Genomic DNA, 21917 nt, shown 5'->3' with positions numbered 1-21917 from the left:
CCGTGCCCGCCACGGCCGTGGGCCACGGCGTCGGCGACCAGAACCGTCGTCTGCACCTCAACGAACGTATAGCAGCACCGCTCCGAGAGCGAGGAGCAAGAGCCCCCACCAGAGCGAATCGCCGGGGAGTACTTTCAGAACGAGCGTAACTACGCCGGAGGAAAACAGCGACCAGCCGATCGTCGTCTGGTAGGTCATACCGATCGTACCGGAGCGAGGGCAATAATTCGCCGGCCTGCCAGTCGCGAACACCGACCCGTCTCCTCCCGAGCAGTCGCTACTGGGTCGCGAAAAAATCGAGAATCGGGATCGATCGACGGTCGGTGCGAGCGGAACGGCGGGTCGGCAGTGAGTAGCGGTCAGGGGGCCGATTTCACATCATGCCGCCCATGCCGCCGCCCATACCGCCGCCCATGCCGCCGGGCGCGCCGCCTTCTTCGTCGTCGCCCTTGTCCGTCGACAGGTCGCCGGCGGAGATGATGTCGTCGATCTTGAGGACGAGGTTCGCGGCCTCGGCGGCGGAGGTGACCGCCTGCTCCTTGGCGTGGGCCGGTTCGACGACGCCGGCCTCGTAGGTGTCCTCGACGTCGCCCGAGAACACGTTCAGGCCGGCCGTCACGTCGTTCTCGTCGTGGGCCGCACGCAGGTCGACGAGCGTGTCGATCGAGTCGAGGCCGGCGTTCTCGGCGAGCACGCGCGGGACGAGTTCGAGCGAGTCGGCGAAGGCCTCGACGGCCAGCTGCTCGCGACCGGAGACGGAGTCGGCGTAGTCGCGCAGGCGCGAGGCGAGTTCGACCTCGATCGCGCCGCCGCCGGCCAGCACGCGGCCGTCGGAGACGGTCTGGGCGACGACGTCGAGGGCGTCGTTGACGCCGCGCTCGAGTTCGTCGACGACGTGGTCGGTCGAGCCCCGCAGCAGGAGCGTGACGCCGTGGGCGTCCTCGCCCTCGACGTAGAACAGTTCGTCCTCGTCGTCGCGCGTGATGTCACCGTGGCCGAGGTCGTCCTCGGTCGCGCTCTCTAAGTCGGAGACGATGTTCGCGCCGACGACCTCCTTGAGGAACTCGAGGTCGGACTTCTTGGCGCGGCGGACGGCGAGGATGCCCTCCTTGGCGAGGTAGTGCTGGGCGAGGTCGTCGATGCCCTTCTGGCAGAGGACGACGTCCGCGCCGAGGTCGGCGATCGCGTCGACCTTCTCGCGGAGCTGCTGTTCCTCGCGGTCGAGGAACTTCTGGAGCTGGTCCGGATCGGTGACGGAGACCTCAGTGTCGACGTCGGTCTCTTCGACCTCGATCGCGGAGTTCAGCAGGAGGATGTCAGCGTCTTCCGCCGAGCGGGGCATGTTGTCGTGGACGGGGTCCTTGTCCACGATGCCGCCCTCGAGGAGGTCGGACTCGCCGGCGCTACGGCCGGTCTGGGTCTCGATGTTGAGGTACTCGAGGTCGACGACGTTCTCGCCTTCGTCGTTCTCGACGGTGACCTGGCGGATGGCCTCGACGATGAGTTCCGCGAGGTACTCCTTGTTGACCTCGGTGCCCTTGCCGGTCATCGACGTTTCGGCGACCGAGCGCAGGAGGTCTTCGTCCTCGGTGTCGACGTCCTCGGCGATGTCGTCGATCTCCTCGCGGGCCTGCTCGCTCGCGAGGTGGAAGCCCTTGATGATCGCCGTCGGGTGGATATCCTGCTCTAAGAGATCCTCGGCGTTCTTGAGCAGTTCGCCGGCGATCGCGACGGCCGTCGTGGTGCCGTCACCGGCCTCGTCCTCCTGGGTCTCGGCGACCTCGATGATCATCTCGGCCGTCGGGTTGTCGATGTCCATCTCCTGGAGGATGGTGACGCCGTCGTTCGTGATGGTGACGGAGCCCATCGAGTCGACGAGCATCTTGTCCATCCCTTTCGGGCCGAGCGTAGAGCGAACGGCTTCAGCGACCGCACGCGCGGCGCTGATGTTGTAGTCCTGCGCGTCCTTGTCCTTGACGCGCTGGGAGTCCTCGCTCATTACGATCATCGGCTGTCCCTGCTGCATTCGCTGGCTCATAGTCGAGCGAGTGATTGTTTGTGGTTCCAAATAAGTTTTTCGTTACGCCGTTCGGGCCGTCCGATCGCGGCTCCGAATCCAGTCGTCGAAAACCGCCCCATTGCGGGATGATCGCCCTCGACCGATCCGGGACGTGACGCTCGTGGATCGTATCGTGTCGATCGTCCACACGGTGCTTTTATATGCCTCTAAGCTGGCTCGCGGATCGGCGAGGCCGGGTCGCTCCCCGCGCGCGACGTGACCATTCGTGGTCGTGAGCGCCCCCGTCACCGCTCCCGCCGATCGCCGATACTGTTCGTGTCCCCAGGCGAAAACCTCTCCGAGAGTGACCGACGACCCGCTTTCGGCGCGTTTTAGGTGGGCTTAAATATCTGGGCTCGTAGCGTTCGAGCATGTGCGGCGACCGGCGGTCCCCGATCGACGGCCAGCGATCGTCCCCGCGGAGTTGCGAGACCGGGTCGGCGTCGGACGGCGATGACGAACCCGAAACGCGGTCGAACGTGGCCGGAGACAGATCGTCGACCGACGGCTTCGCCGCGGCGCTGACGCGACGCCGGGTGACCTTCGCGGGCACCGTTCTCGTCCTCCTCGGGCTGGCGGTCGCGGCCCGGGAAATCGACGTCGGAACGATCGCCGCGGAGGTCACGACGGCCGACCCGCTCGTGCTGGCCGCTGCGGTCGCGGTCTACGTCGTCTCGTGGCCGATCCGGGGCCGTCGCTACGGGTCGATCCTCCGGTCGATCGGCCATCCGGTCGGGACGACGTTTCTCACGCTCGCCGTCTTCGTCAGCCAGACGGCCAACCTCGCGATCCCCGCGCGGGCCGGCGACGCGGTTCGCGCGTCCGTCGTCAATACCTACCGGGACGTCCCCTACGCGTCGGGATTCGCCTCGCTGACCGTCGAGCGCGTCTTCGATCTGGCGACGATCGCCGTCCTGGCCGGCGTCGCGATGGCCGGACTGGCGATCGGCGACGGGACCGGCCCGCTCGAAATCGTCGCGGCGACCGGCAGCGCGCGGACCGCGTTCGTCGCCGCGGGGATCGTGACCACCCTGACCCTCGGCGTGGGAGCCGTCGTCGTGACCTCGGCCCGATCGACCCACGGGCTCGGCGGATGGCTCCGATCGCGGATCGACGGCTCGCCGCGACTCCGGGGAGTGCTCGAGGCCGCCCTCCGGTTCGCGGCGGACGTGCAGACGGTCGCCCGCGAGCCGCGAGCGATGGTGGCGATCGGCGGGGCGAGCCTGGCCGTGTGGTCGCTGGACGTGCTCACCGCTGTACTCGTCCTCGCGGCGCTCGATAGCGGTCTGCCGACGGGAACCCTGCTCGCGGTCGGGACCCTCGCGGTCAGCGTCGGGAACCTCGCGAAGGTCCTGCCGCTCTCCCAGGGCGGGGTCGGCCTCTACGAGGCGGCCTTTACGGCGATCGTCGTCGGCCTCACGCCGGTCGGAGCGAGCACGGCGCTGGCGGCCGCGCTCGTCGACCACGCGCTGAAGAACGTCGTGACGCTGGTCGGCGGCACCGGCGCGGTCGCGTCGCTCGGCGTCTCCCTGTCGAACGCCGCCGAAGAGTCCCACTCGGCCCGATCGGCGGAGACCGGCAACTTTTTAGGCTCACCTAAAAAATAGGCGAGCAATGAGTCAGGATATCTGCGTTATCGTCCCGACGATACGGGAGTACGAGTGCATGCGCTCGTACTTCGAGAACGCCCGCGAGCACGGGTTCGATCTCTCGCGACTCCACGTCGTCCTCGTCACGGAGGACTTCTGCGAGACCGGGAAGATGGAAGCACTGCTCGAGGAAGCGGGTGTCTCCGGCGAGGTCTTCGACGGGACGCGCCGCGAGGAGTGGTACGCCGACCACGGCATCGCGGAGTACGGCCACGTCGTCCCGGCGGCGAGTCACGCCGAGACGAGTTTCGGGCTGCTCTACATGTGGGCCCACGACGAGTTCGAGTTCGGCTTCTTCATCGACGACGATACGCTCCCCCACGACGACGAGGACTTCTTCGGGACCCACATGGACAACCTCGCGTTCGGTGGCGAGATCGAGGCGGTCTCCTCCGACGAGAACTGGGTCAACGTCCTCTACCAGAACGCGGACGGTCACGGCCTCTACCCGCGCGGCTACCCCTACTCGGCGATGGACGAAACGATCGAGACCGGCACGACCGCGATCGAGTCCGGCGAGGTCGTCGCCTCGCAGGGGCTGTGGACCAACGTCCCGGACCTCGACGCCGTCCGCATTCTCATGGACGGCGACCTCCAGGGCCAGGCCCAGACCCGGACGAGTCGCGAGGACTTCGGCGCCGACTTCGTCGCCGCTCGCGGGAACTACCTCACCGTCTGCTCGATGAACCTCGCGTTCCGCCGGGAGGTGATCCCCGCGTTCTACCAGTTGCCGATGGACGACAACGAGTGGGACGTCGGGCGGTTCGACGACATCTGGAGCGGCGTCTTCCTCAAGCGCGCCTGCGACGTGCTGGGCAAGCGTATCTACAACGGCGCGCCGCTCTGCGAGCACAACAAGGCCCCGCGAAGCACGTTCGACGACCTCAACAACGAGGTGCCGGGCCTCGAACTCAACGAACACCTCTGGAGAGTAATCGACGACGTCGGAGCGGACGCCGACTCCTACGCCGCGGTCTTCGAGGCGATGGGGGCCGAACTCGCACACGGCGACTGGTCCGACTACACCAACGGCGCGTTCTTCAACCACGTCGGCGAGTACATGCTCGACTGGCTCGACTGCCTCCACGGGCTCGATCGATCGTCCTCCCGCACGGCAGAATCGACGGTTATAAGTTGATTTAGGTCAGCCTAAAAGATATGACTCGACACGACGGTTCGGCGGGCCGCCGGGCGTTCCTCGCCGGCTCGGCCGCACTCGGCACGGCAGGACTGGCCGGCTGTCTCGGCCTGATCGGCAGCGAGGACGACGACGACGGCGAGAACGTCTTCGGACAGATCGGCTCCGGGCGCGAGGGCCGGCCGGAACCCGGCGGCACCCCGATCGAAGAGCTCCCGGATCTGGAGGGCGAACTCACCGTCTACTCCGGCCGCAGCGAGTTCCTCGTCGGCGCGCTCATCACCGACCTGGAGGAGTACTACGACGACTTCTCGATCGACCCCCGCTACGGCGACTCGTCGGACCTCGTCAACCAGATCAGCCAGGAGGGGTCGGGGACGCCCGCGGACGTCTTCTACACGGTCGATGCGGCCGCGCTCGGTCAACTCGCCGACGACGGCCAGGCGAGATCGCTCTCGGACGACCTCCTCGAGATGGTCCGTTCGGAGTTCCGGACCGACCAGTGGATCGGAACCTCTGGCCGCGCGCGGACGATCCCGTACAACACGGACGCGCTCTCGGAGAGCGACATGCCCGACAGCATCGACGCCTACGCGACGGACTTCGACGGCGATCTCGGCTGGGCGCCCTCCTACGGCTCCTGCCAGTCGTTCGTCACCGCGATGCGCCTCCTCGAGGGCGAAGACGCCACCCGCGAGTGGCTCCAGGGCGTCGTCGACTCGGGAATCACCGAGTACGGCGGCGAGTTCGAGGTCTGTGACGCGGTCAACAACGGCGAGATCGACGCCGGCTTCACGAACCACTACTACATCCAGCGGGTCCGCGACGGGTCGGACGACCCGTCGATCGCCGCCGCCTTCACCGAGGGCGACGCGGGATCGGTCTTCGACGTCGCCGGTGCCGCCGTCACCGACGCGACGGACGACCCCGACCTCGCGGAGAATTTCGTCCGCCACCTGCTCTCCTCGCAGGCCCAGGAGTACTTCGCCACCTCGACGTTCGAGTACCCGCTGATCTCCGGCGTCGAGCCGGTCGGCGACCTGCCGACGATCGACGAACTGGACGTCCCGGACCTCGACCTGGCCCAGCTGTCGGACCGCCAGCCGGCGATCGACCTCATGCGTGAGGTCGGGATCAGCACCTGAGCACCTGGCGAGTCACACCGTCTGTCCCACTTCCACGTTCGTCACGCCGTGATACCCGATCCCCGCCGTCGACCCTCCTCGTCGTCCGTCCGTTCCCGTCTCGCCAGGATTCGCGACGTCACCGATCGCGAAGCGCTCGTTGCCCTCTGTATCGCCGCTCTCGCCGGGACGGCCGTATTCGCGATCGCGACGCAGCTGTTCCCGTATCACTCCAGCAACGACGACGAGGCCGTCTACCTCCTGCAGGCGGCCATGCTCCTCGAGGGGCAACTCGAACTCCACGCGGGTGACCTCGCCGGCGCGTTCCGACCGTGGTTCTTCGTCGCGGACGGCGGTCGACTCTACCCGAAGTACGCGCCCGTTCCGGCCGCGATGTACGCCGTCTCGATGGCGCTCTTCGACGAGCCGCGGGTGACGCTCGCGATCGTCGCGGCGGCGAACGCGGCGCTCGTCGCTGTCCTCGGGTCGATGGGCTTCGATCGACGGGTCGGCGTCGTCGCCGCGGCCCTCTTCGCCGCCTCGCCGATGGCCCTCCTCACGTCGTCCGTGTTCCTGCCCTACGCGCCGACGACGCTCCTGAACCTGCTCTTTGCCGTCGCGTACCTCCGCGGCGTTCGCGACGGTCGTCTCCGGCACGCGGGCGTTGCGGGCGCGGCGATCGGACTCGCGTTCTTCGCCCGCCCGTACACGGCCGTCCTCTTCGCCGCGCCGTTCATCTGTCACGCCTGCTGGACGATCCTGCGATCGGTGCGCGACGCGGATCGATCGCCGCGCCGATCGCTCCCGAATCCGGTCCGACGGAACGCGCTGACGGCGGCGATCGGACTGGCGTTCGTCGGCGTCACGCTCGCGTACAACGCCCGGCTCACCGGGTCGCCCCTGACGTTCCCCTACGAGGCGTTCGCACCGCGCGACGGCCCCGGCTTCGGGACCCGGCGGATCCTCGACCACTCGATCGCGTACACGCCGGCGGTGGCGCTCGAGGCCAACGGCTACGCCCTCTGGTACCTCGCGACGCGCTGGTTCACCGCGGGGCCGATCGGCTCGCTCGCCGCGCTCGCGGGACTCGGTCTCGCACTCCGGCGGTGGCGACCGGTCCCGTTCGATCGGCTCTCGACGAGTGCTTCGACCGATCGATCGTCGAACACGGAATCGGCGGGCGGCGGGCGGACGGACGACCGATCGACGGACGGCGAAGCGGCGGCCGTCGGCCGAACCGCGGGTCTTCTTCTCGCCGGCCTGCTGGTGACCGTGCCGCTGGGCAATCTCGCGTTCTGGGGCAACTTCAACGTGCTCGCGGGGATGGCCGACCCGACGACCGGACTGGTCTCCCAGTTCGGCCCCTTCTATCACTTCGATCTGCTCGTCCCCCTGTCGGTCTTCGCCGCGTTCGGCCTCGTCGCGGGCTGGCGGCGGCTCCGCGACGGGGCGATTCGCTATCGACTCGCTGCGTCGCGCTCGCCCCGCGCAGTCCGGAGCGTCCTCCTCGCCGCCCTGGTGACGAGCGTCCTCGTCGTGGGCGTCGCCAACGCCGCCCTCCTCGCGGCACCGATCGAGCGCAACGCGGCTCACACCGATCGGTTCGCGTCGGCCTACGAGCCGTTCGAGGAGCGCGACCTCGAGAACGCGGTCGTCTTCCAGCCGACGCCGTACGGCCAGTGGCAGAACCACCCATTCCAGTCGCTCCGGAACGATCCCGGCTTCGACGGGGAGGTCGTCTACGCGCTCGACGGGCCGCCCGAGCGGGACTTCGCGGTGCTCGACGCCTACCCCGATCGCGACGTCTATCGGTATACCTATCGGGGCGAGTGGTCGCCGTCTCCCGGCGGGCCGATCACCGCGGCGCTCGAACCGCTGTCGGTCCGCGAGGCGGAGTCCGTCGCGGGCGAGACCGTCGTCGGCGTCCCCGAGGGGGTCGATCGGGCGATCGTCCGCCTCGAGAACGAGAGCGGTGCGATGGCCACTCACCGGATCGACGACCCTGGTAGCTCGATCGCGGTCGAGTGGGGCCTCGAGTCGGGGGGCGTCGGTGACGACACCGGCGACGAAAGCGGCGCCAGGGCGCGGCTGGCGGCCGCCGAGAACGCGACGGTCCCGCTCGGTGCGACTGACGAGGTCGTCCTCGAAATCACGCTGGTCCAGTTCGACGGCGGGACGTTCACGTACCGGCAAGCGGTGACCGTCCGGACGACCGGCGACTCGATCGAGGTCGTCTGGCCGTCCGAACGACGGGGCTGTCTGCTCGTCACGGATTGTGGCACCGAAGGGACCTACCTGCCCGATCGATCTGATACCCACCGCGAGTGGGAGTCCTTCGAGACGCGACTCGCGGAACGGTAATCGGGTACCGGTGCGAGAGGGTAGCGAAACGGGAGCCCGATCGCCCCGGTCCGTCGGGCACAGTTCAGGCACTACCGTTAGGAATCGGCTTCCGGTACGGATCGTATGTCCGAGGAACGTTGCGGCCACGTCGCGAATATCAGCGGCATCGGCGACAAAGGATCGGTCTGTTGCTGGCGACCCACCTGGCAGGAGACCGATCGCTGCGTCTGGCACACCGATAGCACGGTGCCGGCGTCCGCCTACGAGCGGAACTGCCCGGAAGACGGCGAACGACTCGATGGCGCGGATTTCCGTCGAGCACCGCTGAGCGGAACCGATCTGCTCGCAGGGTGCTCGCTCGTGGACGCCAACTTCACGGAGGCGACGCTCGACCGCGCGGACCTCTCGCGGACCGACCTTCGTCGGGCGACGTTCCGGGACGTCGACGCCCACGAGACCTCATTCCGGGAGGCGAACCTCCACGACGCGGTGTTCGTCTTCGCCGACCTCCGGGGTGCGGACTTTTCCGGGGCGCGGCTCTACCGATCGGGGTTGACCGACGTCAGGATCAACCTCGACACCGCGTTCGACGAGCGGCCGATCTACGAGGCGGAACTCTCCGAGGCGACGAGCGCGAGCGGCGTCACCGAACGCGTGGAATCAGCACGGTGGGTCTATCGGGAACTTCAGCGCCTCTACGATGAGAACGCGTTCTCCGAACGCGTCACCGAGTACTACATCCGGGAGATGGATTTGCGGCGCCGCCAGGCGTGGCGCCTCGGGGACTACCTCCACGGGCTCAAACTCGCGGGCTCGCGGTGGGTTATGCGCTACGGGACGAGCCCCTGGCGGGTCGTAACGGCGTCGCTCGTCCTGATCCTCTTCTGTGCGACCCTCTACCCGCTCACCGGCGGCATTCAGGAGGTGGGTGCCGACACCGCCGTGACCTACCGGGTCGAGGATCCGACCGATACGCCCGGCGGCGTCCTCCTGCGGGCGTTCTTCAAGAGCCTCTACTTCAGCGTCATTACCTTCGCCACGCTCGGGTACGGTGACATCCAGCCGGTCGGAAGCTGGGCGCGGGCGATCGCCGGGGTCGAAACGATGCTCGGCTCCTTGCTGATGGCGTTGCTGGTGTTCGTCCTTACCCGTAGCGTGCGGTTCTAGGTCACTGGAACCGCTCTTCGAGACAGACCGTGACGATCGACTTCGCGATGGCGGCACCGCCCTGGATCGGGTCGAGTTTCGTCTCCCCGGCGCGCTCGCGGTACTCGATCGGGTGTTCGCGGACGTCGTAGCCCCGCATCAGCGGGCGAATGAGGAGTTCAGCCGAGAGGCCGGTGTTCTCGGTCCACTCGATCGACTCGACGACGTCCCGGCGGTACGCGCGCATCCCCGTCGTCGTGTCGTGGACGCGGGTCCCCATGAGGACGCTCGCGATCGCGGCGAAGGCGTGGTTGCCGAAGCGGTTGAACGCCGGCATCGCGTCGGCCCCGTGGTAGAGTCGATCGCCGCTGACGACGTCGTAGCCGTCGTTGATCAACTCGAGGAACTCGGGAAGTTGTTCCATCGGGTAGGTGTCGTCACAGTCGGTCGTCACGACGATCGGCCGGTCGGGTTCGAGGATCGCCGCGCGAACGGCGACGCCGTACCCCTGCGGGCGCTGGGTGACGACCGTCGCGCCGTGTTCGCGGGCGATCTCCGGCGTGCGGTCCGAAGAGCCGTCGACGCAGACGACCTCCGCCTTTCCGTCGGTGACCCGGTCGATGTCCGAGAGCACCGTGCCGATCGCCTCCTCCTCGTTATACGTTCCCATCACGACGCTGACGTCATCGAAGGTGTAGGCGTCGTCGTCGGCCCGATCGCCGGCCGTCGCGTGGCTCTCCGTCGTTTCGCTCTCGTCCGCGTCGTCCTCGACGCGCTCGGTGTGGCTCATTGGCGGTACTCTCTCCCCGCCGCACTTATATTTTTAGGTTCACCTAAAACAGTTGGAGGCGCGACTCAGATCGCGTCGAGAACGTGATCTGCCGCCTTCAGCGCGAGGGCGGCGATCGTCAGCGTCGGGTTCATCGCGCCGCCGGTCGGGAAGACGCTGCTGGAGGCGATCCAGCAGTTCTCGACGTCGTGGGTCCGCAGGTCGGGGCCGACGACGCTCTCGACCGGATCCGCACCCATCCGGGTCGTCCCCATGTGGTGGTACGCCGGCCCGGTGTCGTCGGGACCGACCTGCCAGGTGATCTCCGCGCCGAGTTCCTCGAGGATCCGTTCCTGGATCTCGTTCGCCCGCTCGATCGTCCGCAGGGCCCGATCGCCGACGGTCCAGTGGACGTCGGGGACGGGGTTGCCCCGGTCGTCAGTTCGATCGGGATCGAGCGCGACGTAACTGTCCTCGCGGGGGAGTTGCTCGACGAGCGCGCCCATCCCGATGTGCGTGCCGTACTCCGATCGGAGGCGTTCGAGCAGGGCGTCGCCCCAGTCGTCGCCCGAGAGGGCCATCTCCACGGGCGAGGGGCCGTCGTAATTGAAGAACTCGAGTTTGAACGGCGCGTACTCCGCGTCGGCGTCGTCGTAGAACTGGTGGGATTCGCTGGTGAGGAAGCCGACGTGGTTCTGCCGGGTGGGTTCGTCGAGCGTGCCGCCCATCCCCGCGAACAGGTGATCCATGAAGAAGCGGCCGACGAGGCCGCTGGAGTTGGCCAGTCCGTCCGGGTAGTGACTCGAGTCCGACAGCAACAGGAGCCGCGGGGTCTCGACGCCGCCGCAGGCGATCACGAAGGCGTCGGCCTCCTGTCGATGCTCCTCGTCGTCGGGGGTGGCGTAGACGGCCGCCTCGATCGCGTCGGGGCCGTGTTCGAGACGCTGGACGGGTGCGCGATCGATCACCGTCGCCCCGCGCTCCTCCGCACGCTCGACGTGGACGGTCGCGTCGTACTTCGCACCGGAGGGACAGACCGGCTGGCAGGTCCCGTAGCCGACGCAGGCGCTCCGGCCGTCGTAGGCCTCCGAGTTGCGCGCGTTCGGCACCGAGTGCATCGCGATCTCCAGTTCGTCGCAGGCCTCGGCGAACAGCGAGTCGCTGTAGGAGGGCGGAAAGGCGGGCATCGGATGGGGATCCTCGCGGGGCGGCGCGAAGGGGTTGTCGTCGGCCCCGGCGACGCCCAGTTCCCGTTCCGCCGCGGCGTAGTACGGCCGAAGCTCCTCGTAGTCGATCGGCCAGTCCGCCCCGACGCCGCGGACGCTCCGGGAGTCGAAATCGTCCTCGTGGAGGCGCATTACCATCCCCTGCCAGTGGAGCGTCGACCCGCCGATACCCTTGACGCGGGCGTGGTTCAGCGGGTAGAACCACTCGCCGCTGGCCGAGTGGGCGTCGCGTTCGGGATCGCCGTCCCAGACGGCCGGCCGATCGTAGGCGGGGCGGATCGCCCGCTCCTGTCGCGCGAGCCGGTCGTCGGGGTCGAACCGGGGCCCGGCCTCCAGGATTACCACCTCGCGTCCGGCCGCGGCCAGTCGATCGGCGACCAGTCCGCCGGCCGGCCCGGCGCCGACGACGCAGACGTCGGCACCCTCGACCGGCGTCCGATCGACGTCGTCGGCGTCGCTCTCCGCGTCCGCCGACCCCGCGCTCTCGGCGGGTGGCCGATCGGCGCTCACGGCTCCGGCCCCCGCTGGTAGGTGTCGATCCCGCCGGCGTGGCCCTGCGGGTTCTCGATGCCGACCAGTTCGCCGCCCGTCGGCGAGGCGTACAGCGCCAGCAGGAGTTCGTTGACGACGTAGTAGCGCACTCGCTCGGCGGTCGTCCCGTCGGGATCCTCGTCGGCGGTGTCCGACCCGACCTCGCGCAACAGCGAGTCGCGATCGGCCGCGGAGAGGTCGGCGACGCCGTCGCCGTACCACTCCTCCGAGAGGCGTTCGAGGTCGGCGACCGCCTCGCGCACTCCCGCGCCGTGGTCGGGGTCGTCCAGTCGCCCCTCGAGGAACGCCTCGACGAACGTCGCCGTCCCGGTTACCGCGTCGGGATAGACGACGTCGGCGACGGCGACCAGCGTCTCGCGAACCTGCGAATCGTCGACCGGCGGCTCGGCCGACGACTCACGGTGGCGCCGGAGGCCGACCGTCGCCGCGCCGCCGGCGCCGATCGCGGCCAGCGCGGCGACCGCGTCTCGCCTGGTCAACTCCATGCGCGAGGATTAGGTAAACCTAAACCTTATACCCGTTGGAACGAGACCGTCGACGTAGCGGCCGGGACCGGACCACCGGCACGTCGATCGCGGTCCCAGCGTCGGGACCGAACCGATCGACACTTCCCGGTCACGGACCGAGAGTCGATCACTCGAGATCTATGAAATCGCTCCCCTCGCTTCGGCGACTCGACGCGGCCGACGAGGTGCCGCTCGGGTTGGCGCTGCTGTCCGGCGCGATCGCCGCGAGCATGGTCGCCCCCCTGACGTGGCTGGTGTTCGAGGCTCGAACCGTCGACCCCGCTCGCGCCCGGGAGATGCTCGTCCGGCCAGAGACGGTGGACATCGTCACCAACAGCCTCCTCCTGATGACGTCGGTGACGGTTCTGTCGGTCCTGATCGGCGTCCCCCTGGCGTGGCTAACCGTCCAGACCGACCTCCCCTTTCGACGCTTCTGGTCGATCGTCGTCGCGTTGCCGCTCGTGGTCCCGAGCTACATCGGGGCGTTCGCGTTCGTCTCCGCGTTCGGTCCGCGGGGCGAGTTCCAGTCGATCCTCCAGCCGCTCGGGATCGAACGGTTGCCGGAGATCTACGGGCTCCCCGGCACGACGCTGGTGATCACGCTCTACACCTATCCGTACGTCTACCTGACGACCCGCGCGGCCCTGCTGTCGTTCGACACGACGCTGCTCGACGCCGCTCGCACGCTCAACCACGGCGAGTGGGACGCGTTCCGCCGGGTGACGCTCCCGCAGATCCGCCCGGCGATCGTCGCGGGTGCCCTGCTGGCGGCGCTGTACGGCGTTTCGGACTTCGGGACCCCGGCGATCATGCAGTTCCCGGTGTTCACACGCCAGATCTTCGTCGAGTACAACAACGGCGGCCTGGACTACGCGTCGTTGCTCTCCCTGCAACTGCTCGCGATCGTTCTCGTCGTGCTGGCCCTCGAGTGGTGGGTCCGGCCCGACCGGACGATCCGGGGCGACGGCTCGGAGGGCTCACGCGACCCCGTCGTCTCGCTGGGCGTCTGGCGCTGGCCGGCGGCGGCGTTCCCCGCGGCGATCATCACCCTGGCGCTCGCCGTCCCGATCTGGATCCTCGGGCTCTGGATGGTCACCGGCGATCCGTACGCGCGACAGACGCTGGCGTTCGAATTCAGCTACGCGCTGAACTCGGTGCTGGTCGCCACGGCGGCCGCGATCGTCGCCGTCCTCGCGGCGTTGCCGGTCGCGTACTTCGCGGCGAGATACGAGTCGCCGGTGGCGACGCTCTTCGAGCGAGCGACGTACGTCGGCTTCGCCGTGCCGGGGATCGTCCTGGGACTCGCGCTCGTCTACTTCGCGACGGCTTACGACTCGCTCGACCTCGCCGTCGCCCCCACGCTCTACCAGACGCTCCCGCTTCTCGTGTTCGCCTACGTCGTCCGCTTCATGCCCCAGGCCGTCGGCTCGATCCGGACCACCACGCTCCAGGTCGATCCGCAACTGGTCGAAGCCGCGCGAACCCTCGGCGAGACGCCGCTTCGGACCTTCCGGAAGATCACGCTCCCGCTCGTCGCCCCCGGCGTGACCGCCGGCGCCGCGCTCGTGTTCCTGACGACGATGAAGGAACTCCCGGTGACCCTGATCCTCCGCCCGAGCGGGTTCGATACCCTCGTGACGATCATCTGGCGTGCCCAGGAGGCCGCCTACTTCCAGTACACCGCGATCCCGGCGTTCCTCCTGCTCATCGTCTCCGGACTCTCGATGGTCGTCCTCCTCTCGCAGGGCGGCCGCGAAGGGCTGTAGTACCCGGCGATCGGGACCGCCAATTCACGGTCCGCTCGTTCGATCTCGATCGACGCCGGCCGCACGATCACTCGATCTCGATCGGGTCGAGTACCGACGGCTCGTCCACCGACGGATCGTTGACCGCCGTCGACACGGGATACGCCCGCATCTCGTCGGCCGGAAACGGTTCGAGGAGGTTCCGCGGATCGCTCGCCGTCAGCCACTCTCGCTCGCGATCGGGCGGGAGGATGGCTGCCATCCGGTGGTGCAGGTCTCCGACCAGGTCGTTCGGTTCGGTGGTGACGATCGTGAACGTCTCCAGCGGCCCGTCGTCGCTCGTGTCGTCGACCCCACCGCCGAACGCGTCGAGTCCGGTCTGGGCCGTCTCCGGTTCCCAGCGCTCCCACAGCCCCGCCATCGCGAACGGCCGATCGTCCTCGAAAGCGACCCGGTAGGGCTGGGTCCCCGATTCCGTCTCGACCCACTCGTAGAAGCCGTCCGCCGGGACCAGACACCTGCGGCGCTCGTAGGCGTCCCGAAAACTCGGCTTCTCGTCGATCGTCTCCGCCCGCGCGTTGATCAGGCCGCCGCGATCGTCGTCGGCCCACGACGGGACGAGCCCCCACTCCATGCGCTGGCAGACGTCGGGTTCGTCGCCCGTGATCACCGGTACCTCCTGCCCGGGCGCCACGTTGTACCGCGGTCGAAACGATCCCCTAACCGCGACGTCGAACCGCTCTTCGAGTTCGTCCCGCTCGATGACCAGCGTGTACCGGCCGCACATAGCGGTCCAGACGCGCCGTCGATACTAATCACTGTTCGTCCGACTCCCGATCGCCTCCTCACTCCCCGCAGAACCCAGTATGGGGCGTTTACCCCCCGTTCTGCGGCCGGTAAGGCCCCCGTTACGATACCCGATCGGGGTGGAGTCCTCGTCGGGGTCACGAACCAGCATGACCGATCGCTACGAACTCGTGGTGTGTCAGGACGGGTTGCTCGAGATCCGGGACCCGGACGATCCCGATCGGTGGCTCAAGACCGATACCCCCGCCGAGATCGTACAGTAGGTACTCGATCGTCGGCAGCCGATCTCTATCGATCGCTGATCTGACTGGTGTCAGGACGTCCTCCGTTCCGCACGTGGCCGCCGGCGCTAGCGCAGTTCGCAGCGTCTTTCACTGCCGTTTCGAAATCGAAAAACACCGCTCTTGTCGGCGTGAAAAACCGAAAAACGCCAGGACTGGGATTTGAACCCAGAATCCCGAAAGGGAACACGCTTTCCAGGCGTGCGCCTTACCGTTCGGCCATCCTGGCTCACCTCATCCTAACCACGTCCGTCGTTTAACTGTTACGAGACGGCCTCACTCCTCGGCCCGATCGGCGGCCCGCCTCGCGATCGAATCCTCGAGCAGGTAGGCCCCGATCGCGGCCCCGAACCCGACCAGGGCGGCGATCGCGACGCCCTGGACGATCGTCACGAGCGGGTCGACGACCAGCGCGTACCCCTGGAGGAGCACGAGGAAGGTGAGCGCGCCGACGGCACCCCACAAGAGGGCGGATTTCCGCCGGGCCGCGGCCGTCGGTTCGGGTGGAGAGCGATCGGCACTCACGCGCGTTCACTCGACCGATGCGATGGCCTCGATTTCGACGCCGACGCCCTTCGGGAGGTTCGCTACCTCGACGGCGCTCCGGGCCGGCGGTTCGTCGTCGAAGTAGGAGGCGTAGGCCTCGTTCATCGCGTCGAAGTCGTCGATGTCGTCGAGGAAGACGGTCACCTTGAGGATGTCCGCCGACGTCGCGCCGGCCTCGTCGAGGATCGCGTCGAGGTTGTAGAGGGCCTGTTCGGTCTGGGCCGCGATCGGTTCGTCGTCGAGCAGTTCGCCGTCGGCGGTCATGGGGATCTGGCCGGCGGTGAACAGCAGCGAGTCGTCGGTCGTCGCCTGACTGTACGCGCCGACCGCGGCGGGTGCGTCGTCGGTGTCGATGATTCGTTTCACGTCCCGGTTCTCGGCGCGGCAGGGCTTAAAAGCAGGCGAAGCGTTCGAGGGTGATCAGACGAGGACGTCGACCTCGTAGCCAGCCTCGCGCATGTCCGCAAGGAACCGATCGACGTGATCGGGGCCGCGCATCTCGAGTTCGATCTCGACCTCGGTGTCGCTCATCTCGACGTCCCGGGAGGTCCGATCGTGGTGGATCGCGTAGATGTTCGCCCGGTGGGCGGTGAAGATCTCGAGCAGGTCCTCGAGCGCGCCCGGCTGGTCTTTCAGCACGGTGCGGATCTTGAGGTAGCGGCCCGTCTCGACCAGCCCGCGGACGATGACGTTCGTGAGCGTGTTGAGGTCGATGTTGCCGCCACAGAGGGCGGGGACGATCGTCTCGCCCGCTTCGTAGTCGAATTTCTCGAAGAGGAGGGCGGCCAGCGGAACTGCGCCCGCACCCTCGACGAGGGTCTTCGATCGCTCGAGCAGGTAGACCGTCGCGACCGCGATCTCCGGATCGGAGACGGTGACGACCTCGTCGACCCGCTCCTGTATGATCGGGAAGGTTTGTTCGCCGACGCTCCGGGTCGCGATCCCGTCGGCGATCGTGTCGACGCCGTCGAGCGCGACGCGTTCGCCCTTCTCGAGCGACGTGGCGACGCTCGAGGCGCCCTCGGCCTGGACGCCGATCACGCGGGTGTCGGGGTTTTTCGCTTTCACCGCGGTCGCGATCCCGCTGATGAGTCCGCCGCCGCCGATCGGTACGACGACGGTGTCGACCTCGGGACAATCGTCGACGATCTCGAGGCCGATCGTGCCCTGGCCGGCCATGACGTACTCGTCGTCGAACGCGTGGACGTACGTTCGATCCTCCTCGCGTTCGATCTCGTGGGCCCGCTGGGCGGCCTCGTTGTAGTCCGAACCGTCGAGGACGACCTCCGCGCCGTAGTTGCGCGTCGCCTTGACCTTCGAGATCGGCGCGTATTCGGGCATGACGATCTTCGAGTCGACGCCCGCGCGCGACGCCGCGAGCGCGACCCCCTGGGCGTGGTTGCCCGCGCTGGCGGTGACGACGCCGGCCGCTTTCTCCGCCTCGGAGAGGGTCGCGATCCGGTTCGTCGCGCCGCGAATCTTGAACGCGCCGGTCCGCTGGAAGTTCTCCAGTTTCAGGTGCACGTCGGCGTCGGTCATCGCGGAGTAGGTGTGAGAGTATTCGAGCGGCGTATGCCGCGAGGTTTCGCGGACGCGATCGCGTGCCTCGAGAATATCCGAGAGTTCGAGCATACGCCCGTCTACTCGGCGCGTGTTGTAAGGGTTACTGTCAGGGTACGGCGGGTCGGCGGGTGGGCCGTCGCCCCGACAGGGACGTGCTGCCGGTCGCAGCACGACAGGGAATACAGGGAATGCACGGCGTGTGACGTGCGAGTGTAGACGGGGGCCGGGACTACATAAATGTCATGGAGGCGGGCCGAAAGTAAAATCGTACGAGGGAAGCGGGGGAACTCGTTCGTCTGACGCTGGACAGACGATCGTCATTCGTCACTTTCTACCACGATTCCTGTCGCCGAGATATACTGTTCGACCCGGCGCGCGAACGCCCCATCGCCGGGCCACTCGCGGTCGACGCTCAGTCGCTCGGGATCGCCGACGTACGTCCAGACGGTATCCGGTTCGTCGCTTTCCGGATCGGCCCGCGGGACGGCCACGCGGACGTACAGGCCGCGATCGACGCCCTCGTACCGATCGAGTCGACCGAGTCCGGCCTCGTCGACGGCGAGCAGTCGTCCCTCGACGGTCCCGCCGGGGACCAGCGTGGGGTACCGACCATCGACGCGGTGGAGGCCGTCGAGGGTCGCCGCTCCCGTGAACTCCCACGTCGGTTCGTCCCCGATACCGTCACCGGACCCGAGAACGTGCTCGGCCTGCGCCGGATCCGTCAGCGTTCCGTACACGAAGACGTACATGGTGGATACCCGTACTCGAACGGTGCGACTCACGCGCTCGCGCGATCGTCGCCCGCGGCCGTGGTCTCGAACGTGTTTTCGTCCCGACCACACAAAACACTTATACAATTACTTCGGTGTAGCTGACATGAAACGGGAGTCCGCCCTGCTCGTCGCCGCGCTCGTGGTCGCCGTCGCGGCTCTGACGAGTCTCGCCCTCTCCGGTGCGGTCAGCGATCCCGGCGCCCCCGACACGGGCGCTGCGATCGACCGCGCCGGAACCGCATCGCTGCTCGAAGTGACGATCGCCGCCGACGACGTGTCCGGCGAGACGGCCACGCTGGCGGTCGACACGCACCTCCAACACGAGGGTCGCCCCGTCGAGAACGTCACGGTAGTCCACCGGACGATGGACGCCGACGACAGCCTCGTGGTCGACGTCACCGAACGCGAGGTCGGGACGCTCGAGAGCGAATCCGAGGAAGTCGTACCGGGGACCGTCGACGTCCCTCGCGAGGGGGCCCACCGGATCGAGACGATCGTCTACACCGACGGGACGCGAACCGAAACGGTGACCCACCGCGTCTCCGGCCTCGATTCGCTGACGCCCGCCTACGCCGACACCGGCCTCGAGTTCCACAGTTACGCCGGTGCGCTCGTCGACGTCCCCGCGATCGAGTACGAGGTCGAGTCGACGACCGACGGCCGGGCCACACTCGAGGTCAAGAGTTACCTCACGAACGCGGGCGACGAGACGGCGGACGATCTCGAACTCGAACTGAAGGCGCGTCAGGCCGACTCGAACATCGTCGCCGACTCGGCTACCGTCGACCTCTCGGGCGTCGAACCCGGCGACACGATCAACCCGACGGCCGAACTCGAGGTCCCCGACGAGTACGCCTACCACCTCGACGGCATCCTCTGGCTCGACGGCACCATCGTCGCGACCGATCGGGCCGGGGCCGACCTCCGTCCCAACGCGACGGACGGCGACGCCCTCGATACGGGCGAGTTCGACGACGACGCGGACGAGAACGGGTTCGAGGCCAGCGAGACGGACGCCGAATCGCACGACGAGGCGGCCGACGGCGCGGACGATGCGCACGACGAACGGGACGACGCGAGCCCCGACGGTACTCCCGGTTTCGGCGCTACCGTCGCCGCAGTGGCACTGCTTGCAACTATCGCACTCGCACGGAGGTCCTCGAATGAGTAACCCGACACCCGACTCGACGATCGAATCCGACGACGAATCGCCCGCCGAACACGCACACCCCGACTCCGGTGCCGATCGCCCACAATCCGGGACCGAAGACCACTCCGCCGCCGATCAGGGGCCGATCGAATCGGACGCCGGCGCGATCGGAGCCGACGCCGGCGTCGATCTCCAGTCGGCCGCGGTCCGGCGCTACCTCGCGTGGGGCGCACTCGGGGTCTGTTCGGTGGTCGCGCTGTTCGCGCTCGTCCAGTTCTACGGCAGCGTGGCCGACGCGATCGATCTCTGGATCGAACCCAGACACCAGCCGCTGATGCGCGCCGCGTTCAACCTCGTCGTCCTGCTCGCCTCGCTGACCGGCGTCTCGCTGGTCGTCCGGGAACTCAGCTGACGGCGCACACGACACGGCCGGCGCGATGCCACGTGACGGTCGATCGCCGATCGATGGCGTGATCACTCGCCCCGTGAGACGCGCAAAAACGAGACCGAGGCCGCGTCAGTCGCGACTTATCGGTCCTCGAGCGGGACGAACTCCTGGTTCGTGGGACCGGTGTACCGTGCACGCGGGCGGATCAGGCGGTTCTCCGCCTGGTACTCGAGGACGTGGCCGACCCAGCCGCCGACGCGGCTCATCGCGAAGATGGGCGTGTACATGTCGATCGGGATGCCAAGCTGGTAGTAGACCGATCCGGAGTAGAAGTCGACGTTCGGGGCGATCCCCTTCTCGACGAGGCCCTGCTCTTCGGTGAGGAACTGTTCGATGGTCGTGGTGTAGTTGTACCACTTCTCCTCGCCGTTTTTGGCGAGTTCCTCGCTTCGCTCTTGGAGGATCTTCGCGCGCGGGTCCTTGACGTTGTAGACGCGGTGACCGAAGCCGGGGATCCGCCGGCCTTCCTCGTTGGCCTGCTCGACCCACTCGCGGTGGTCGAGGTCGCTCTCGTCGATCTCGAAGAGGACCTCCATGACGTCCTGGTTCGCGCCGCCGTGGAGCGGCCCGGAGAGCGCGGCGACGCCGCCGGTGACGGCGCTGTAGATGTCGGCCATCGTCGAGCCGATGACCATCGAGGTGAACGTCGAGGCGTTCAGGCCGTGGTCGGCGTGCAGGATGAGCGCCTGATCGAACGTCTCCGCGGCGACGTCGTCCGGCACCTCGCCGGTCAGCATGTAGAGGAAGTTCGCCGCGAGTCCGAGGTCGGGGTGCGGATCGATCGGGTCTTCGTCCAGTCGATACCGCTCGAAGGCCGCGAGCGCGGTCGGGATCTTGGCGGTGATGCGTCGTCCCTTCCGCAGTGTCGCCCCCAGGTCGTCGGGTTCGGCGTCGTCCTCGGGTTCGTACGCCGAGAACATCGAGACCGCAGTCCGGAGGGCGGCCATCGGCCGCTCGTCGGCCTCGGCGAGACGTTCCATCGTCGCGAGGACGTCCTCGTGGACCTCGCGCTCCTCGTTGATCGCCTCGGTGAATTCCGCGAGCTCCGCCTCGTCCGGGAGGTGTCCGTGCCAGAGCAGGTACACGACCTCCTCGTAGCTCGCCCCACGAGCGAGTTCCTCGATCGTGTATCCGCGGTAAATCAGCCGACCTTCGTCGCCGTCGATCGAGCTGAGTTCCGACTCTGCGACCAGGACACCCTCCAGCCCTTTCTTGAGGTCGTCAGCCATAGTGGGAGTTTCGCATCCCGATGGAAAAGTATTGTCGTTTGTCCGCTGTCACGGCCGAATGCGTACGATGTCTTCGTTTACTTCCGTTCACGCGGGTGACTGATGGGTGGGTCTCGGTTCGGAGGTGAACGTACGTCAACCGGATTGCGTCCCTGATGATTATTTTTCCAAGATTGCGTCCAGCAGCTTCGTCTGGGCGGCGGCCAGATGTTCGGTGAACGTCGACCTCGCGACGCCGAGTTCCTCGGCGACGTCGGTCGCGTTCGCCCCTTTCGGATACGCGAAGTACCCCATTTCGTGGGCCGTCTCGACGATCTCGCGCTGGCGTTCCGTGAGCCGGTCCCGATCGACGACGACCGGGTCGGCCGTCGACTCCTCGTGATCCTGGCTGAGTTCCTCGACCACCACGCCGTCGAAGTACTCCCGGAGGTCGTCGACGATCGTCGCGATCGTCTCGAGTTCGAGCGTCCGGAAGGTAAGCAACAGCGCGCCGTCCTGGGCCCGGACCGACGAGACCGGCGTTCCCGAACGCTCGACGCGTTCACACGCACAGTCGGCCGCACTCTCCCGTTCGAAGCGGTAGACTTCTTCCCGGTCGTTCGACTGGACGGGCGTCAGGTCCGTGTCGCTCTCGTCCGCGACCGACGTCCCGGCGGTGACGCTGAACTCCTCGACGACCGTTCCATCGGTAGCCGTCCGTGATCGCGTCACCGAGTCGATCAGTTCGTCCGCACACTCCGACGCGCTGGCGACCGGACACCCCGCGGGATCGTCGATGACGACTGTTGCTCGAAACCCGGACATACCCGTCGTTTGGCGTCCCACTATGATAACCCGGGGTCGTAATTCCCGCGCGGTGAAAA

20 protein-coding genes and 1 tRNA gene are annotated in these 21917 nt (G+C 67.6%); 8 read left to right on the top strand and 13 right to left on the bottom strand.

Annotated features, from left to right (window positions below):
* Positions 1-57: 57 nt before the first annotated feature.
* Both AC6I6X_RS19015 and thsB read right to left on the bottom strand, forming a co-directional pair.
* Positions 58-198 carry a hypothetical protein gene (locus tag AC6I6X_RS19015; protein ID WP_497932129.1) on the bottom strand — a complete coding sequence of 47 codons (141 nt, stop codon included), beginning with the start codon at positions 196-198 and terminating at the stop codon, positions 58-60.
* A 175-nt stretch (positions 199-373) separates the two neighbouring features.
* Complete coding sequence (gene thsB, locus AC6I6X_RS19010; RefSeq protein ID WP_497932128.1) at positions 374-2038, bottom strand: thermosome subunit beta; 1665 nt, start codon at positions 2036-2038, stop codon at positions 374-376.
* 392 nt (positions 2039-2430) lie between these two features.
* On the opposite strand from thsB, the gene AC6I6X_RS19005 reads away from it, so the two are divergent.
* The 5 genes from AC6I6X_RS19005 (at position 2431) to AC6I6X_RS18985 (ending at position 9480) form a co-directional block, all read left to right on the top strand.
* Positions 2431-3666, top strand: a complete 1236-nt coding sequence (locus tag AC6I6X_RS19005) for a lysylphosphatidylglycerol synthase transmembrane domain-containing protein (RefSeq protein WP_497932127.1) — start codon at positions 2431-2433, stop codon at positions 3664-3666.
* Positions 3667-3673: 7 nt separating this feature from the next.
* Positions 3674-4846 carry an alpha-1 4-glucan-protein synthase gene (locus tag AC6I6X_RS19000; protein WP_497932126.1) on the top strand — a complete coding sequence of 391 codons (1173 nt, stop codon included), beginning with the start codon at positions 3674-3676 and terminating at the stop codon, positions 4844-4846.
* A 20-nt stretch (positions 4847-4866) separates the two neighbouring features.
* Entirely contained in the window at positions 4867-5991 is a 1125-nt protein-coding gene (locus AC6I6X_RS18995; RefSeq protein ID WP_497932125.1) for an extracellular solute-binding protein, read from the top strand.
* A 51-nt stretch (positions 5992-6042) separates the two neighbouring features.
* Entirely contained in the window at positions 6043-8331 is a 2289-nt protein-coding gene (locus tag AC6I6X_RS18990; protein WP_497932227.1) for an ArnT family glycosyltransferase, read from the top strand.
* 105 nt (positions 8332-8436) lie between these two features.
* Entirely contained in the window at positions 8437-9480 is a 1044-nt protein-coding gene (locus AC6I6X_RS18985) for a pentapeptide repeat-containing protein (RefSeq protein WP_497932124.1), read from the top strand.
* A 1-nt stretch (position 9481) separates the two neighbouring features.
* Here AC6I6X_RS18985 and AC6I6X_RS18980 read toward each other — a convergent pair whose 3' ends face one another.
* The 3 genes from AC6I6X_RS18980 to AC6I6X_RS18970 form a co-directional block, all read right to left on the bottom strand.
* Positions 9482-10249, bottom strand: a complete 768-nt coding sequence (locus AC6I6X_RS18980; protein WP_497932123.1) for a dolichyl-phosphate hexose transferase — start codon at positions 10247-10249, stop codon at positions 9482-9484.
* 65 nt (positions 10250-10314) lie between these two features.
* Complete coding sequence (locus AC6I6X_RS18975; protein ID WP_497932122.1) at positions 10315-11964, bottom strand: GMC family oxidoreductase; 1650 nt, start codon at positions 11962-11964, stop codon at positions 10315-10317.
* Positions 11961-12491, bottom strand: a complete 531-nt coding sequence (locus AC6I6X_RS18970) for a gluconate 2-dehydrogenase subunit 3 family protein (RefSeq protein ID WP_497932121.1) — start codon at positions 12489-12491, stop codon at positions 11961-11963. Before AC6I6X_RS18970 ends, AC6I6X_RS18975 begins: the two co-directional genes overlap by 4 nt.
* A gap of 161 nt (positions 12492-12652) precedes the next feature.
* On the opposite strand from AC6I6X_RS18970, the gene AC6I6X_RS18965 reads away from it, so the two are divergent.
* On the top strand, positions 12653-14278 hold the full coding sequence (locus AC6I6X_RS18965; protein ID WP_497932120.1) for an ABC transporter permease: 1626 nt from the start codon (positions 12653-12655) through the stop codon (positions 14276-14278).
* 67 nt (positions 14279-14345) lie between these two features.
* Here AC6I6X_RS18965 and AC6I6X_RS18960 read toward each other — a convergent pair whose 3' ends face one another.
* The 6 genes from AC6I6X_RS18960 to AC6I6X_RS18935 form a co-directional block, all read right to left on the bottom strand.
* Entirely contained in the window at positions 14346-15044 is a 699-nt protein-coding gene (locus AC6I6X_RS18960) for an SOS response-associated peptidase (protein WP_497932119.1), read from the bottom strand.
* A gap of 448 nt (positions 15045-15492) precedes the next feature.
* Positions 15493-15574, bottom strand: a tRNA-Ser gene (locus tag AC6I6X_RS18955).
* Positions 15575-15621: 47 nt separating this feature from the next.
* Positions 15622-15870, bottom strand: a complete 249-nt coding sequence (locus AC6I6X_RS18950) for a DUF7981 family protein (RefSeq protein WP_497932118.1) — start codon at positions 15868-15870, stop codon at positions 15622-15624.
* 6 nt (positions 15871-15876) lie between these two features.
* On the bottom strand, positions 15877-16257 hold the full coding sequence (locus tag AC6I6X_RS18945) for a Rid family detoxifying hydrolase (RefSeq protein ID WP_497932117.1): 381 nt from the start codon (positions 16255-16257) through the stop codon (positions 15877-15879).
* 54 nt (positions 16258-16311) lie between these two features.
* On the bottom strand, positions 16312-17523 hold the full coding sequence (gene ilvA / locus AC6I6X_RS18940) for a threonine ammonia-lyase (protein WP_497932116.1): 1212 nt from the start codon (positions 17521-17523) through the stop codon (positions 16312-16314).
* A gap of 248 nt (positions 17524-17771) precedes the next feature.
* Positions 17772-18203 carry a gamma-glutamylcyclotransferase family protein gene (locus AC6I6X_RS18935; RefSeq protein WP_497932115.1) on the bottom strand — a complete coding sequence of 144 codons (432 nt, stop codon included), beginning with the start codon at positions 18201-18203 and terminating at the stop codon, positions 17772-17774.
* A gap of 127 nt (positions 18204-18330) precedes the next feature.
* On the opposite strand from AC6I6X_RS18935, the gene AC6I6X_RS18930 reads away from it, so the two are divergent.
* Together AC6I6X_RS18930 and AC6I6X_RS18925 are read left to right on the top strand one after the other, a co-directional pair.
* On the top strand, positions 18331-19398 hold the full coding sequence (locus AC6I6X_RS18930; protein WP_497932114.1) for a DUF7490 domain-containing protein: 1068 nt from the start codon (positions 18331-18333) through the stop codon (positions 19396-19398).
* Complete coding sequence (locus AC6I6X_RS18925) at positions 19391-19789, top strand: DUF8060 family membrane protein (RefSeq protein ID WP_497932113.1); 399 nt, start codon at positions 19391-19393, stop codon at positions 19787-19789. Before AC6I6X_RS18930 ends, AC6I6X_RS18925 begins: the two co-directional genes overlap by 8 nt.
* A 116-nt stretch (positions 19790-19905) precedes the next feature.
* Here AC6I6X_RS18925 and citZ read toward each other — a convergent pair whose 3' ends face one another.
* On the bottom strand, positions 19906-21054 hold the full coding sequence (gene citZ / locus AC6I6X_RS18920; protein WP_497932112.1) for a citrate synthase: 1149 nt from the start codon (positions 21052-21054) through the stop codon (positions 19906-19908).
* Positions 21055-21213: 159 nt separating this feature from the next.
* On the bottom strand, positions 21214-21858 hold the full coding sequence (locus AC6I6X_RS18915) for a helix-turn-helix domain-containing protein (protein ID WP_497932111.1): 645 nt from the start codon (positions 21856-21858) through the stop codon (positions 21214-21216).
* Positions 21859-21917 lie beyond the last annotated feature (59 nt).

The sequence above is a fragment of the Halosolutus sp. YCN4 genome (genome assembly GCF_059736495.1).
This window is presented reverse-complemented; position numbering and strand designations above follow the sequence as displayed.

Excerpts from the sequence above, each read along its gene's own strand:
- AC6I6X_RS19015 (WP_497932129.1), bottom strand. The coding sequence starts at position 198 with ATGACCTACCAGACGACGATCGGCTGGTCGCTGTTTTCCTCCGGCGTA.
- thsB (WP_497932128.1), bottom strand. The coding sequence starts at position 2,038 with ATGAGCCAGCGAATGCAGCAGGGACAGCCGATGATCGTAATGAGCGAG.
- AC6I6X_RS19005 (WP_497932127.1), top strand. The coding sequence starts at position 2,431 with ATGTGCGGCGACCGGCGGTCCCCGATCGACGGCCAGCGATCGTCCCCG.
- AC6I6X_RS19000 (WP_497932126.1), top strand. The coding sequence starts at position 3,674 with ATGAGTCAGGATATCTGCGTTATCGTCCCGACGATACGGGAGTACGAG.
- AC6I6X_RS18995 (WP_497932125.1), top strand. The coding sequence starts at position 4,867 with ATGACTCGACACGACGGTTCGGCGGGCCGCCGGGCGTTCCTCGCCGGC.
- AC6I6X_RS18985 (WP_497932124.1), top strand. The coding sequence starts at position 8,437 with ATGTCCGAGGAACGTTGCGGCCACGTCGCGAATATCAGCGGCATCGGC.
- AC6I6X_RS18980 (WP_497932123.1), bottom strand. The coding sequence starts at position 10,249 with ATGAGCCACACCGAGCGCGTCGAGGACGACGCGGACGAGAGCGAAACG.
- AC6I6X_RS18970 (WP_497932121.1), bottom strand. The coding sequence starts at position 12,491 with ATGGAGTTGACCAGGCGAGACGCGGTCGCCGCGCTGGCCGCGATCGGC.
- AC6I6X_RS18965 (WP_497932120.1), top strand. The coding sequence starts at position 12,653 with ATGAAATCGCTCCCCTCGCTTCGGCGACTCGACGCGGCCGACGAGGTG.
- AC6I6X_RS18960 (WP_497932119.1), bottom strand. The coding sequence starts at position 15,044 with ATGTGCGGCCGGTACACGCTGGTCATCGAGCGGGACGAACTCGAAGAG.
- ilvA (WP_497932116.1), bottom strand. The coding sequence starts at position 17,523 with ATGCTCGAACTCTCGGATATTCTCGAGGCACGCGATCGCGTCCGCGAA.
- AC6I6X_RS18935 (WP_497932115.1), bottom strand. The coding sequence starts at position 18,203 with ATGTACGTCTTCGTGTACGGAACGCTGACGGATCCGGCGCAGGCCGAG.
- AC6I6X_RS18930 (WP_497932114.1), top strand. The coding sequence starts at position 18,331 with ATGAAACGGGAGTCCGCCCTGCTCGTCGCCGCGCTCGTGGTCGCCGTC.
- AC6I6X_RS18925 (WP_497932113.1), top strand. The coding sequence starts at position 19,391 with ATGAGTAACCCGACACCCGACTCGACGATCGAATCCGACGACGAATCG.
- citZ (WP_497932112.1), bottom strand. The coding sequence starts at position 21,054 with ATGGCTGACGACCTCAAGAAAGGGCTGGAGGGTGTCCTGGTCGCAGAG.
- AC6I6X_RS18915 (WP_497932111.1), bottom strand. The coding sequence starts at position 21,858 with ATGTCCGGGTTTCGAGCAACAGTCGTCATCGACGATCCCGCGGGGTGT.